The organism is Bacillus cereus (assembly GCF_025917685.1).
Taxonomy (GTDB): domain Bacteria; phylum Bacillota; class Bacilli; order Bacillales; family Bacillaceae_G; genus Bacillus_A; species Bacillus_A cereus_AT.
The window spans coordinates 3,418,183-3,430,408 of sequence record NZ_CP089518.1 but is presented as its reverse complement, the minus strand read 5'-3'; the positions used below and the strand labels follow the sequence as shown (position 1 = coordinate 3,430,408).

Here is a 12,226-nt window from a genome sequence, read left to right as displayed (position 1 = left end):
ATTAACTTAACGGCTTTTTGTATGTGCTAATTGATGAATAGCCTCTTCGGCTAATAAGGCGAAATACTCCGCGCTAATAGGTAATGCTTGCTCATCTACTGTAAAAGCTGGATGATGCCATTCATGTGTACCACTTGTTCCCATAAAGACGAATGAACCTGGTGTTTCTTGTTGGTAAAAAGAAAAATCTTCTCCGGCCATTGATGGTGTAGGAGAGATAACGTTTAGATTCATTTGCTCTGCAATTTGAATAGAAAGATTAGTGAGTGTTTTATCGTTATGAACAGCAGGGGGGCCTGGGTAAAATCGGAATTCTGTTTTTACACCTAGTGCATCAGAAACCCCTTTAATAATACGCTCCATTAATGCTGGAATCTTTTCACGTGTTTCAGCTTGGAATGTACGTACAGTTCCTTCTAACGTAGCTTTTTCAGGAATAACGTTCCACGTATTTCCTGAATGGATGTTTGTAACACTAACAACTGCATTATGAGATGAACTTATATTCCGACTTACAATTGTCTGCAGTGCCATAACAATTTGAGAAGATGCGACAATAGGGTCTACGCCAGCATCTGGTACAGCTGCATGTGTACCAACTCCGTGAATTTCAATTTCAAACCGATCAACTCCAGCCATTAGTGGCCCATCTTTAATACCGATTGTACCTACTGGTAAATCATGTTTATTATGCATACCAAAGATAGCTTGTACATCCTGTAAATGTCCAGCTTCAATAACTTTGCAAGCGCCATTACTACTTTCTTCAGCTGGCTGGAATATAAAGCGGACAGTTCCGTTAAGAGAAGATTCTTTTTCCTTTAATAAATAGGCTGCACCAATAGTAGCAGCTGTATGAAAATCATGCCCGCAAGCATGCATTTTACCGTGATTTTTCGAAGTGTACGGTAAATTTGTTTCTTCTTGAATAGGAAGGGCATCAATATCAGCACGAACTGCTACAATGGGACCGTTTTTATTACCAGAAATTTCAGCGATAATTCCTGTTTCTAAATTGGAATCAATAATAGTAATGTTTGCTTCTTCTAACCAATCTTTTATCGCTTTTGTTGTTTCAAACTCTTCATACGATAGTTCTGGATACTCATGTAAATGTCGACGAATAGAAATAAGTTTTTCTGTTAATTGATTTGGAATAGATGCCACGTATTATGCCCTCTTTCTTAAACGAAGTATTTACTATAAGTATACAACAATAAAAGAGAGGACTCTCAAGTGAAAATCCTCTCTCGTTTATGCAGCCACTTTTTTATGTGTATGATGTTTTTGATAGCGTCCACGCATTGCATAGGCAATTTGCGGGATTGCAATACCGATTAAAATAAGTGATACACCGAACCATTGTGAAGATAGTACAGCTTCTTTTAAAACGAATACAGACATAATAGTTGTAACTGGTAGTTCTGCTGCACCAAGAATAGTTGCTAATCCAGAACCGATTTTTGGAATGCCAATTGTAAAGGCAATAGATGGAATAACGATGCTAAATATTCCTAATCCTAAGCCGTATTTCCAAAGCCCTTGAGAAATGGCACCGTTCATAATAAATGTTGGCGGGAATACGAGCATTACTAAAGTTAAAGCACCAGCCATTAAAAGAACACCGCGCGGTAATGAAGGCACTTCAACAGCAACTTTTCCGCTCACGAAAATGTATGTTGCGAATGTAACGGCAGATAATAAACCTAAAATGATTCCAGTCGTATCGAAATCACCTGCTGATTTTTCTAGTAAACCACTTGATAAAAATGTACCTACAAGTAAGAAAATAACTGAAATAACTTTTTCTCTTGAAGGTAATGTTTTCGTTGCGACTGCTTCAATGATAATCCCAACCCAAACGAACTGGAATAAAAGTATAATTGCAATAGAAGCTGGTACAGTTTTTAATGAAGCATAATAAAAAATTCCAGTAAAGCTTGCCGATGTTCCTGCAACGAATAGAATTAACGCTTGTTTTAATGGAACACGGTGTCTAGAAAATAGAAGTGTAATAGTAAGCAAAGTAATCCAACCGAACAAATATTGGCTACCAATTACCTCTCCGAGTGAAAATCCTTCTGCATAAGCAAGTTTAACAAAAATAGCTAAAATCCCATAACTACACGCTCCTAATAAAACTAAAAGAGAATAACGAAGCATGAAAAATTCCTCCCATCTATATGAAATTGTTCCGTAACGGACATATATAACTAGAGGGAAGTATACAAAATTAAAAATAAAGGGTCAACTGAAAGAAAAGTGCGACATTTTATAGAATAATAATAAAAGTATGATATTTATGCATAATCTTGAAATTAATAATAATTAAAGTATTGTAAAATCAGCGTTACATTGTATAAAGACAGCATTTGAAAAAAATATTTTTTCAGGCCAATATGTGCGAAGTTAATTGTAATGTGCTAAGTATTTGAGAAACTGTGAAACCTTTGTTATGTTAGTAACAATTAGGAAGAGCTTTATAATCCAATTGAGATTGTTCTATATAATAGAAGGAAATGAAAACGTTTTATTAGAAACTGTTTGTAAAGGTATTTTTTCTTATTATCATGTTGTTAAAGTGAGTTCACGAATTGTTCATAGTATTTTTATGTGTTTTTGCTACAATATGTAAGGAGAGGAGTGGAATCATGCAAGATATTAGTATTTTTTTAGCGTTTGGCGCTGGGTTTCTATCATTTATTTCCCCATGTTGCTTACCGCTTTACCCGGCATTTTTATCATACATAACAGGTATGTCGGTTTCTGAATTGAAAGAAGAAAATGCAATGCTTCGCAAAAGAAGTATGATACATACAGCGTTTTTCTTACTTGGTTTTTCAATTATTTTTATTGCGATTGGATTTGGTACAAGTTTTATCGGAGGCATCTTTACGGATTATAAAGATTTAATTAGACAGTTAGGTGGTATATTTATCATCGTGTTCGGTCTTATAATTGTCGGTGTGTTTAAGCCGAAGTTTTTAATGCAAGATCGTAAATTTACTTTTAAGAATCGTCCGAGTGGTTATTTTGGTTCAGTTCTAATTGGATTGGCATTTGCTGCAGGGTGGACACCATGTACTGGACCTATTTTAGTGTCTGTAATTGGATTAGCTGCAACAAACCCAGAATCGGCAATGATTTATATGATTGCTTACATACTTGGATTTGCTATCCCGTTTTTCGTACTTTCATTCTTTATTACGAAAATGTCTTGGATTAAAAGAAATAGTATGGCTTTCATGAAAATCGGAGGATACATTATGATTGTCATGGGGATATTCTTATATTTTAATTGGATGACGAAAATTATCGTATATTTCTCAAGTTTATTTGGTGGATTTACCGGTTTTTAGTATTATTCTGTGAAAATGTTGGAAATACTAACGGAAAAGCATATAATGAAAGTATATTTTGCATATAGCCACAAAAAAGGATGAGAAAATATGAACATAGTTGTTTTATCCAGTATCGTTGCTGTTTGTATGGCTGTTGGTGCGATGTTTATTCGTTTAAAGGCAGCTAAGAAACCTGCAACATTGAAAAAGATTATACTTCCGCCATTTTTTATGAGTACGGGAGCGTTGATGTATGTTTTTCCTGAATTTCGATTAACTCCAGCAGAAATGTTAGAAGCAATTGGTGTCGGGTTGTTTTTCTCTATTTTTCTTATTAAAACATCTAAATTTGAAATTAGAGGACAAGAGATTTATTTGAAGCGTTCAAAAGCATTTGTTTTTATATTAATTGGATTACTTGTAGTGCGGATTGTATTTAAAACATACTTAAGTCAATCTCTTGATTTAGGACAACTTAGCGGTATGTTCTTCTTACTTGCGTTTGCGATGATTGTGTCATGGAGAATTGCGATGTACCGTTCCTTTACGAAATTACAGAAGGAAATGGAAAAAGAAGACGGTTTTTATAATGAAAAAGATATGAAACTAACTTAAAACTGTATATGTATTAAGTAAAAAGACAGCGCCAAAAACGCTGTCTTTTTATTTATATTGTTAACATCCTCTGTTCCAACCGCGACGTATAAACCGTTCACCATTAAAAAAACAATTTAAGTTTGGTGAGATGAATGGACCGATAAACGGAATGATGTTTGGTTCTGAAGTCTCATCGACAGGAATCGGTGGTTTAGTAGGGTCTGGTCTGAGTGTATATCTAACTCGCGCAGTATTTTGGATAAGGCCATTTTGTGGCTCGCTTGTTACTTGTACGAAGAAGCGAACGATAACGGATTCCTCTGGATTAACAGTTTCAATAAGAATACCAATAGTTGGATTACTTCCAGGACGTAATACGCCGTTTACTGTTACTGAATCCTGATAGAAAGTAACTTCAGGAGGTAGTGGATCGGTAATGAGTAAATTATTTGCTGGTATAGTGCCATTGTTAGTGAAGCTAAGTGTATATGTTATGAAGTCACCGAGCTGGACGCTATTTACATTTGCAGTCTTAATAAATGTGTTTGGCTCATTCGGGTTTACTTCTATCGTAATTGGTGGTGTTGTTGTCGTTGTTGTGACGGGTGGTCTAGTAGGATCAGGCTGAGAAGTATACGTAACTGATGCGATATTTGTAATCATTCTATTAGCTGGAAGTGTAATAACCTGTACTTGGAATGAAATAGTTACTGATTCTGATGGATTCAAGGTTCCAACTGGAATTCCTAATGGTGATACGGATGCGACTGCAGATACATTTGTTTTAAATGGTAGAGCACTTTCAGGACCTAACAATGCAAATCCTAACTTTTTTGCTTCACAAGTCAATAATTATTTAGGAAATTTAGATACAGTCGGAGGTTTTTGGGATAGAAATATGCCGATTGGAACAGCTGCAACGAATCGACGTGCTGAATTTGATGTGACTAATGATGTCCCTGCTAATGGAGTATTGACAGCGGGGACAACTTCTACAATGGTTAATATTCCAAATACATTTGATTATATTTATGCCGGTGCGATTGGATTACAAATAGATTTAGCGGAAGCTAGATTAACAGCCGTAAAATCAGTAACTGTCAGTAAAAAAAGATTGCCATAAGCTAGCAATCTTTTTTTACGAAGGGTATTTTGTTAGTAAAGATTGATAATGAGAATAATCAATCTCTTTTTCTTGTAGTTTTTTTATTAAAAATTTATGATCACGCTTCGGTGTGGCAACGATATATCCCTTTATAATTAAATCTTGTGTAATTTGAGAGGCATTTTCTTGTAATGCTAGTTCTCCAATTTTACCAGCAATTTTTGATTTAGCAACATCACGAAATAGTTCAGGAACAGGGCTTACGAGTTCTTCTAATAATTGTTTCTGCTCGTTATCCCATAAGTGTCGTGTTTGATCAATGTAGTGTGCTTCCCAATCTAAAATAGACATACCGTCTTCTTTCGGTAATCGTTTTAAAAATTTTCTGAACATAAAGTATCCACCGATAGACATAAGTCCTAATAAAATTACAGTCCATAATACAATGAACCAACTGAACCATCCTTCGAGCAAGTATATCCCCCCTTAATGATTGCGGCTTTCTTTTATTCATATTATAAACAGTGAGATTCATAGAAAGCAAGAACGCTTGGTCAATTTGACCAAGCGTTATAGTTTAAACGAAGTATAGTTGTTCAACACATAAATTATTAGTATCGTCTTCAACGTACTCAATAATAAGTGTGCCAACTTTACGATCTTTATCTTCAGTTGTGAAAATAGAGTAAGAAGTAAAACGCGCTGTTGATAGGCCGCTTATATGTGTAGGTAAAGAAATGTAGTCGTTATCGCGGAAGAATTCCATTAGTTCAATATCTTCAAATTCTTTTCGGTCAACTTGTTTGTTTGTATAGCGGCGTTGAAGTTGTTTTAAAGATGCATTCCAAGAAATTGCTTTTGTGTCGTATACCATTGTTCTATCTCCTTACTGTATGTAATTATTAAGAACATACGTTCTAATTTAGTATACTCTTTTTATAAGAAAAGGGAAAGCAAAAAATAATGTAAGCTTGGATTTCCAAGCTTACATTATTTTGCGTCCGTCATAATCTCTATTTTTTATTATAAGTTACATAAGAATAAGAAACAAGGTGATATATATTATGTTGATAGTTTTCAAAATTCTGTATATTATCAATGTATTATAAGAAAAGGGAATGAGAGGGATGGTATACGTAATTTCACTTCAAGGACCGATGGCAAGTGGAAAAACAACATTGGCCAAAAGCTTAGAGCGATGTGGGCTTTCAGTTATATATGAAAATCCTTATCAAATTGTAGAAAAGCGAAAAAAATTAAATTTGGATATGTGTACAAAAGAGGGATTTATTACAAATCAAAAAATGTTTATTGAAGCAAAAATAAAAGAGTTTCAAAATGTGAAAAGTTCAGTCGTGATTTTTGATCGTGGGCCAGAAGATATTGAATTTTATACACTCTTTTATCCGAAAGTGATAGGGAAAGAGTGGGATATAGAAACAGAATTAAAAGATGAATTGTATAAATTAAGAGAATGCCGTTCGGATGCAATTTTTTATTTAGACGTTTCGAAAGAGAATGTATATGATAGAAAAAATAATGATATGACAAGAAATCGAAGTACTTTTGAGGAACAATTTAAATTAGTAGAAACTGAAAAAGAATGGTATAAACAATTTCCTGTAACTTGTGTGGACACGAATACATTAACAGTGGATGAATTAGAAGCATATTTTATGGGCTGGTTAAAGGAGAAAGGACTATGAAAAAAATATTATTATTCGTATATCCAACATTTGCGGAGTTTGAAATTACAGTAGCAACAGCATTGCTGAAAAAGAAATATGAAATCATTACTGCGGGTTTAACAAAAGAATTGATTATAAGTGAAACAGGCTTGCAAGTACAACCGCATATAGAATTAAGTGAAGTGCGTGTAGAAGAATATGAGGGGATTATTATTCCGGGCGGAGATGCAATACATATGAAGGATGCGGAAGTGCTCTTTTCAGTCATCCGTCAATTTCACGAACAAGAAAAATTAGTAGCTGCTATTTGTGCTGGACCGTATGCGCTAGCAAAAGCAGGCTTATTCAAAGAAATCTCGTATACAGTGACTATCGATTATAAAAAAATAGATTGTTTTCCAGTAGAAAATTTTGTGTATGAAGAAGTTGTGCGACACTCAAATATTATTACAGCACAAGGACATGCTTTTGTACCATTCGGAATAGCAGTTGCTTCTTATTTTGGAGTAGCGAACGAACATAATACAAATTTTTATGGTGGTAAGGGCAATATGATGATGGAGAAGCTATTACCGAAAAACGTGTAAAAGCTAGCATTTGCTAGCTTTTTTCCTTTTTACATCGATAAATCGCTATCGTTTTCGGATCGCGCCATATACCGTTGTGAAGTGATAATTCCTTTTCTATTTCTTTTTTCAGCCACTCCTTCATTTCAGCATGAAGATACATATTATCAGGTATATTCAGCGATGGAAACATGCTAGAAATATAGTTTATAATTGGAGAGGCATGATGGAAAATGAGTGCATTATGAATAATTGTTTCTTCAACAGTTGAAAAAACAGATTTTATTATCTCTTTACCATTTTCTAAACAAAATGGAGCTACTGCTGGTGATGTTTTTGGTAAGTCAAATGCGTCTAGCATGCTGTTACACATTTCAACTATACGAGGCATTGAAACTTTAGAATTTGTTGTAGCTAAAAGCGCGCCGCCGGGACGAATTACTTTATGGAATCCTTGAATTGTTTTTTCGACATCTTTCATGTGGTATAGCATATGCCTTGCGATTACCCAGTCATAACAATTAGCGTCGAAAGGAAGTTTACTAGCATCTCCCAGTTTCCATTCAATTATTTTATTCTTTATTGCAGCTTCAGAAAGCATAGTTTCCGATTGATCAAAGCCGGTTAGATGTCCTTTATGACCGTTTGTTTGTAAAAGGGAAAGGAATTTTCCGTTAGCGCATCCGACCTCTAATATTTTTTCTTCTCCTTGGAGTTGTAAATGTTCCATGACGACTTCATCTACATTCACTCGTTTCTCTTCAAAATGTTTATGCGTATTGATACGTGTTTGTAAATGGTTGCTTACGCTGTATTGGCGTTTTACATCATTCATTTTTTCACATTCCACCTTTATGCAAAATTGCTGGATTGCATGTGTTAATACGTCTGTTTTATTTAAACCTTCGTAATGGAGTGCTGCTTCAAATCTTTCAAGTAATTTTTCTTCAATTCGAAAATGAATATCTTTTCGCTTCGCCACTGAAATTTCGCTCCTTTGCATCTGTTAGTGAGACTATAGCACGCTTGAAAAATTTATGTAAATAATTTGTGTACACAAATTGAGAAGATGAAAAAATTGTTTGAATATTATTTTAAACTATTGACGATTTAACCATTTTCATATATTCTTAAATTAAGTAATATTCAAATAATTCAAAAGAAATGAGAGAGTCACATGCTTCTTCAAGGAACACATCGAATTGGTCGTATGGCCATGCTGTTGGCACTTGCGGATGAGAATGAAAGCCCTGTATTATCTATTCCAAAAGGTTGGAAGTATTGTACGGGGAAAGTGGGTTCTATGAATTCGCAAAAGGTTGTAGCAGCAATGGAAACAGCGGCGAAAAGCACCCAAGTTATTGAAACAGACGTTTACAGAGAAACACATGCACTTTATCATGCAATAATGGAAGCTTTGTACGGAGTGACGAGAGGTCAAATTCAGTTAGCAGACGTTCTTCGTACAGTAGGACTTCGCTTTGCGATTGTGCGCGGTAGACCATACGACGGAAAAAAAGAAGGCGAATGGGTTGCTGTTGCATTATATGGAACGATTGGTGCACCTGTAAAAGGATCTGAGCATGAGGCGATTGGTTTAGGAATTAATCACATATGATTTGCCCATAGTCTATTAGTTAGAAGGGGGCCTTACTTTTTTAGGACAGAAGTCTGTCTTAAAAAGATAAGGTCCCCTTTTGCCTTTATAAGGAGGAAAAAGAATGATTACGCTAACAGGACACACATTGACAGTTGAAGAAATGAAGAGGTTGTTACTTGAAGGTGAAGGTGTAACAGCTTGCCCAACTAGTATGCAAAAGGTGGCAGAGTGCCGCGAAGTTGTCGAGAAAATTGTAGAGGACGGAAAAGTCGTTTACGGTATTACAACTGGTTTTGGAAAGTTTAGTGATGTGCTTATTCAAAAAGATGATGTAAAGGCACTTCAGCACAACTTAATTCAATCACATGCATGCGGGATAGGCGATCCATTTCCTGAAGAAGTATCACGCGGTATGTTAATTTTACGAGCGAACACGATGCTTAAAGGAGTATCTGGTGTTAGACCGCTTGTTGTAAATATGCTTCTTGAGTTTGTAAATCGTAAAATTCACCCAGTCGTTCCGCAACAAGGTTCACTTGGTGCGAGTGGCGATTTAGCACCTCTATCTCATCTTGCTCTTGTTTTATTAGGTGAAGGTGAAGTGTTCTATAAAGGGAAGAGAGTGCATGCGATGGTTGCTCTTACAGAAGAGGGCCTTGAGCCGATTGAACTTGAAGCGAAAGAAGGTCTTGCGTTAATTAATGGCACGCAGGCGATGACAGCGCAAGGAGTACTATCTTATATAGAAGCAGAAGCAACGGCTTATCAAGCTGAATTAATTGCTTCTATGACAATTGAGGGATTACAAGGCATTATTGATGCATTTGATGAAAATGTGCATAAAGCACGCGGTTATAAAGAGCAAGTGGAAGTAGCGAGCAGAATTCGTGACATCCTTCAAGATAGTAAGTTAGTGACAAAACAAGGAGAACTTCGTGTACAGGATGCATATTCACTTCGTTGTATCCCACAAGTACACGGTGCTTCTTGGCAAGTTTTAAATTACGTGAAAGAAAAATTAGAAATTGAAATGAATGCAGCGACAGATAACCCACTTATTTTTGATGGCGGGGAAAAAGTAATTTCAGGTGGTAACTTCCACGGACAACCGATTGCATTTGCCATGGACTTCTTAAAAGTTGGAATGGCAGAACTTGCAAATATTTCAGAGCGTCGTATTGAACGCTTAGTAAATCCGCAATTAAATGATCTACCACCATTTTTAAGTCCAGAGCCAGGACTTCAGTCTGGTGCAATGATTATGCAATATGCAGCGGCTTCACTCGTTTCAGAAAATAAAACGTTAGCACATCCGGCGAGTGTAGATTCAATTCCATCGTCAGCTAACCAAGAAGATCACGTGAGTATGGGGACAATCGCTTCACGTCACGCACATCAAATTATTCAAAATGCAAGACGCGTTCTTTCTATTGAGATGATTTGTGCGATGCAAGCAGCAGAATATCGCGGTATTGAAAACATGAGTACAGTAACGAAAACGTTCTATCATCAAGGCCGTCAGCAAGTACCTTCTATTACAAATGATCGCATATTCTCAACGGATATTGAAAATATCACGCATTGGTTAAAAACGAATTATTCGATAAAAGAAAGATTGGATGTAAACGCAGCACTATAAAACAAGAAAAGGGAGAGATTGAAATGGAAAAAGTACAACAAACAATTCGTGCGGCAAGAGGTACTGAGTTACAAACGAAAGGGTGGGTTCAAGAAGCTGCACTTCGTATGTTAATGAACAATTTAGATCCTGAAGTTGCTGAAAAACCAGAAGAATTAGTTGTATATGGCGGAATTGGCCGTGCAGCTCGTAACTGGGAAAGCTACAATGCAATTGTTGATTCATTAAAAACGTTAGAGAACGATGAAACGTTACTTGTTCAATCAGGAAAACCAGTTGCAATTTTTAAATCACATGAAGATGCACCTCGCGTTCTGTTAGCGAACTCAAACTTAGTACCAAAATGGGCGAACTGGGATCACTTCCGTGAACTGGAGAAAAAAGGTCTTATGATGTACGGCCAAATGACAGCTGGTAGCTGGATTTACATTGGAACACAAGGGATTTTACAAGGAACATATGAAACATTTGGTGAAGCGGCACGTCAACATTTCGATGGATCATTAAAAGGTACAGTAACACTTACTGCTGGTTTAGGTGGTATGGGTGGTGCGCAACCTCTTGCTGTAACGATGAATGGCGGTGTTGTGATCGCTATTGATGTAGATAAGCGTAGTATCGATCGTCGTATTGAAAAGAGATATTGTGATCTGTATACAGAGTCTTTAGAAGAAGCGTTAACTATTGCGAACGAGTATAAAGAGAAGAAAGAACCGATTTCAATCGGATTGTTAGGAAATGCAGCGGAGATTTTACCAGAACTAGTGAAGCGTAATATTACGCCAGATTTAGTTACGGATCAAACATCTGCTCATGATCCATTAAACGGTTATATTCCAGTAGGTTACACGTTAGAAGAAGCAGCGAAACTTCGTGAAGAAGATCCAGAACGTTACGTACAATTATCAAAAGAAAGTATGAAAAAACATGTGGAAGCAATGCTTGCAATGCAAGAAAAAGGCGCGATTACATTTGATTACGGAAATAACATTCGCCAAGTTGCTTTCGATGAAGGATTAAAAAATGCATTCGATTTCCCAGGATTCGTTCCAGCATTTATCCGTCCGTTATTCTGTGAAGGAAAAGGACCATTCCGCTGGGTAGCGCTTTCTGGTGATCCAGAAGATATTTATAAAACTGATGAAGTAATTTTACGTGAGTTTGCTGATAACGAGCATTTATGTAACTGGATTCGTATGGCTCGTCAGCAAGTTGAGTTCCAAGGCCTTCCATCACGTATTTGTTGGCTTGGTTACGGTGAGCGCGCAAAATTTGGCCGCATCATTAATGAAATGGTGGCGAATGGTGAATTATCAGCACCGATCGTTATCGGTCGTGACCATTTAGATTGCGGATCAGTAGCATCTCCAAACCGTGAGACAGAATCGATGAAAGACGGCAGTGATGCAGTAGCAGACTGGCCAATTTTAAATGCATTAATTAACAGTGTAAACGGTGCGAGCTGGGTATCTGTTCACCACGGTGGTGGCGTTGGTATGGGTTATTCACTTCACGCTGGAATGGTTATTGTTGCAGATGGAACAGAAGCAGCAGCAAAACGTATTGAGCGCGTATTAACTTCTGATCCTGGAATGGGTGTTGTTCGTCACGTAGATGCTGGATATGACTTAGCTGTTGAAACAGCGAAAGAAAAAGGCGTTAACATTCCAATGATGAAATAAGGAGGAGA

13 protein-coding genes and 2 pseudogenes are annotated in these 12,226 nt (G+C 36.5%); 9 read left to right on the top strand and 6 right to left on the bottom strand.

All coding sequences use genetic code 11. The features are described from left to right. Positions 1-6 precede the first annotated feature (6 nt). Together LUS72_RS17775 and LUS72_RS17770 are read right to left on the bottom strand one after the other, a co-directional pair. Entirely contained in the window at positions 7-1,167 is a 1,161-nt protein-coding gene (locus tag LUS72_RS17775) for a M20 peptidase aminoacylase family protein (protein WP_097829114.1), read from the bottom strand. Between the two features lie 87 nt (positions 1,168-1,254). Further along, complete coding sequence (locus tag LUS72_RS17770) at positions 1,255-2,163, bottom strand: EamA family transporter (protein ID WP_264447600.1); 909 nt, start codon at positions 2,161-2,163, stop codon at positions 1,255-1,257. 322 nt (positions 2,164-2,485) lie between these two features. Between LUS72_RS17770 and LUS72_RS27285 the strand changes: the two genes are divergently transcribed. From LUS72_RS27285 to LUS72_RS17760, 3 genes are all read left to right on the top strand, one after another. Beyond that, positions 2,486-2,635: a peptidase T gene (locus tag LUS72_RS27285; RefSeq protein WP_306475211.1), complete on the top strand. Its 150-nt coding sequence runs from the start codon at positions 2,486-2,488 to the stop codon at positions 2,633-2,635. A gap of 16 nt (positions 2,636-2,651) precedes the next feature. Beyond that, complete coding sequence (gene ccdA / locus LUS72_RS17765) at positions 2,652-3,359, top strand: cytochrome c-type biogenesis protein CcdA (protein ID WP_071747706.1); 708 nt, start codon at positions 2,652-2,654, stop codon at positions 3,357-3,359. A gap of 90 nt (positions 3,360-3,449) precedes the next feature. Continuing rightward, positions 3,450-3,956: a CcdC family protein gene (locus tag LUS72_RS17760; RefSeq protein WP_001028639.1), complete on the top strand. Its 507-nt coding sequence runs from the start codon at positions 3,450-3,452 to the stop codon at positions 3,954-3,956. Positions 3,957-4,016: 60 nt separating this feature from the next. Here the strand turns inward: LUS72_RS17760 and LUS72_RS17755 are convergent. Beyond that, a pseudogene (locus tag LUS72_RS17755) lies at positions 4,017-4,685 on the bottom strand (DUF11 domain-containing protein); the annotation flags it as partial. Position 4,686: 1 nt separating this feature from the next. On the opposite strand from LUS72_RS17755, the pseudogene LUS72_RS17750 reads away from it, so the two are divergent. Beyond that, positions 4,687-5,061 (top strand): annotated as a pseudogene (locus LUS72_RS17750) (hypothetical protein); the annotation flags it as partial. A 15-nt stretch (positions 5,062-5,076) separates the two neighbouring features. On the opposite strand, the gene LUS72_RS17745 reads toward LUS72_RS17750, so the two are convergent. Then, the gene (locus LUS72_RS17745) at positions 5,077-5,517 is read right to left on the bottom strand and encodes a DUF2621 domain-containing protein (protein WP_264447596.1); all 441 of its coding nucleotides are present in this window, start codon (positions 5,515-5,517) and stop codon (positions 5,077-5,079) included. Between the two features lie 103 nt (positions 5,518-5,620). After that, positions 5,621-5,917: a hypothetical protein gene (locus LUS72_RS17740; protein WP_097829109.1), complete on the bottom strand. Its 297-nt coding sequence runs from the start codon at positions 5,915-5,917 to the stop codon at positions 5,621-5,623. A 244-nt stretch (positions 5,918-6,161) separates the two neighbouring features. On the opposite strand from LUS72_RS17740, the gene LUS72_RS17735 reads away from it, so the two are divergent. Beyond that, entirely contained in the window at positions 6,162-6,749 is a 588-nt protein-coding gene (locus tag LUS72_RS17735) for an AAA family ATPase (RefSeq protein ID WP_141533357.1), read from the top strand. After that, positions 6,746-7,318 (top strand): DJ-1/PfpI family protein, encoded by a 573-nt coding sequence (locus LUS72_RS17730; RefSeq protein ID WP_264447594.1) that lies wholly within the window; start codon positions 6,746-6,748, stop codon positions 7,316-7,318. Before LUS72_RS17735 ends, LUS72_RS17730 begins: the two co-directional genes overlap by 4 nt. Before the next feature lie 13 nt (positions 7,319-7,331). Here the strand turns inward: LUS72_RS17730 and LUS72_RS17725 are convergent, their stop codons facing one another. Continuing rightward, positions 7,332-8,279, bottom strand: a complete 948-nt coding sequence (locus LUS72_RS17725; protein WP_264447592.1) for a class I SAM-dependent methyltransferase — start codon at positions 8,277-8,279, stop codon at positions 7,332-7,334. A 195-nt stretch (positions 8,280-8,474) separates the two neighbouring features. On the opposite strand from LUS72_RS17725, the gene hutP reads away from it, so the two are divergent. The 3 genes from hutP to hutU all read left to right on the top strand — a co-directional run bounded on the left by hutP (position 8,475) and on the right by hutU (position 12,218). Then, positions 8,475-8,915 (top strand): histidine utilization transcription antiterminator HutP, encoded by a 441-nt coding sequence (hutP, locus tag LUS72_RS17720; RefSeq protein ID WP_000926520.1) that lies wholly within the window; start codon positions 8,475-8,477, stop codon positions 8,913-8,915. Positions 8,916-9,018: 103 nt separating this feature from the next. Further along, positions 9,019-10,536, top strand: a complete 1,518-nt coding sequence (hutH, locus tag LUS72_RS17715; RefSeq protein WP_097829105.1) for a histidine ammonia-lyase — start codon at positions 9,019-9,021, stop codon at positions 10,534-10,536. A gap of 23 nt (positions 10,537-10,559) precedes the next feature. Further along, the gene (hutU, locus tag LUS72_RS17710; RefSeq protein WP_097829104.1) at positions 10,560-12,218 is read left to right on the top strand and encodes a urocanate hydratase; all 1,659 of its coding nucleotides are present in this window, start codon (positions 10,560-10,562) and stop codon (positions 12,216-12,218) included. The last annotated feature ends 8 nt before the right edge of the window (positions 12,219-12,226 follow it).

Excerpts from the sequence above, each read along its gene's own strand:
- LUS72_RS17770 (WP_264447600.1), bottom strand. The coding sequence starts at position 2,163 with ATGCTTCGTTATTCTCTTTTAGTTTTATTAGGAGCGTGTAGTTATGGG.
- ccdA (WP_071747706.1), top strand. The coding sequence starts at position 2,652 with ATGCAAGATATTAGTATTTTTTTAGCGTTTGGCGCTGGGTTTCTATCA.
- LUS72_RS17760 (WP_001028639.1), top strand. The coding sequence starts at position 3,450 with ATGAACATAGTTGTTTTATCCAGTATCGTTGCTGTTTGTATGGCTGTT.
- LUS72_RS17740 (WP_097829109.1), bottom strand. The coding sequence starts at position 5,917 with ATGGTATACGACACAAAAGCAATTTCTTGGAATGCATCTTTAAAACAA.
- LUS72_RS17735 (WP_141533357.1), top strand. The coding sequence starts at position 6,162 with ATGAGAGGGATGGTATACGTAATTTCACTTCAAGGACCGATGGCAAGT.
- LUS72_RS17730 (WP_264447594.1), top strand. The coding sequence starts at position 6,746 with ATGAAAAAAATATTATTATTCGTATATCCAACATTTGCGGAGTTTGAA.
- hutP (WP_000926520.1), top strand. The coding sequence starts at position 8,475 with ATGCTTCTTCAAGGAACACATCGAATTGGTCGTATGGCCATGCTGTTG.
- hutH (WP_097829105.1), top strand. The coding sequence starts at position 9,019 with ATGATTACGCTAACAGGACACACATTGACAGTTGAAGAAATGAAGAGG.
- hutU (WP_097829104.1), top strand. The coding sequence starts at position 10,560 with ATGGAAAAAGTACAACAAACAATTCGTGCGGCAAGAGGTACTGAGTTA.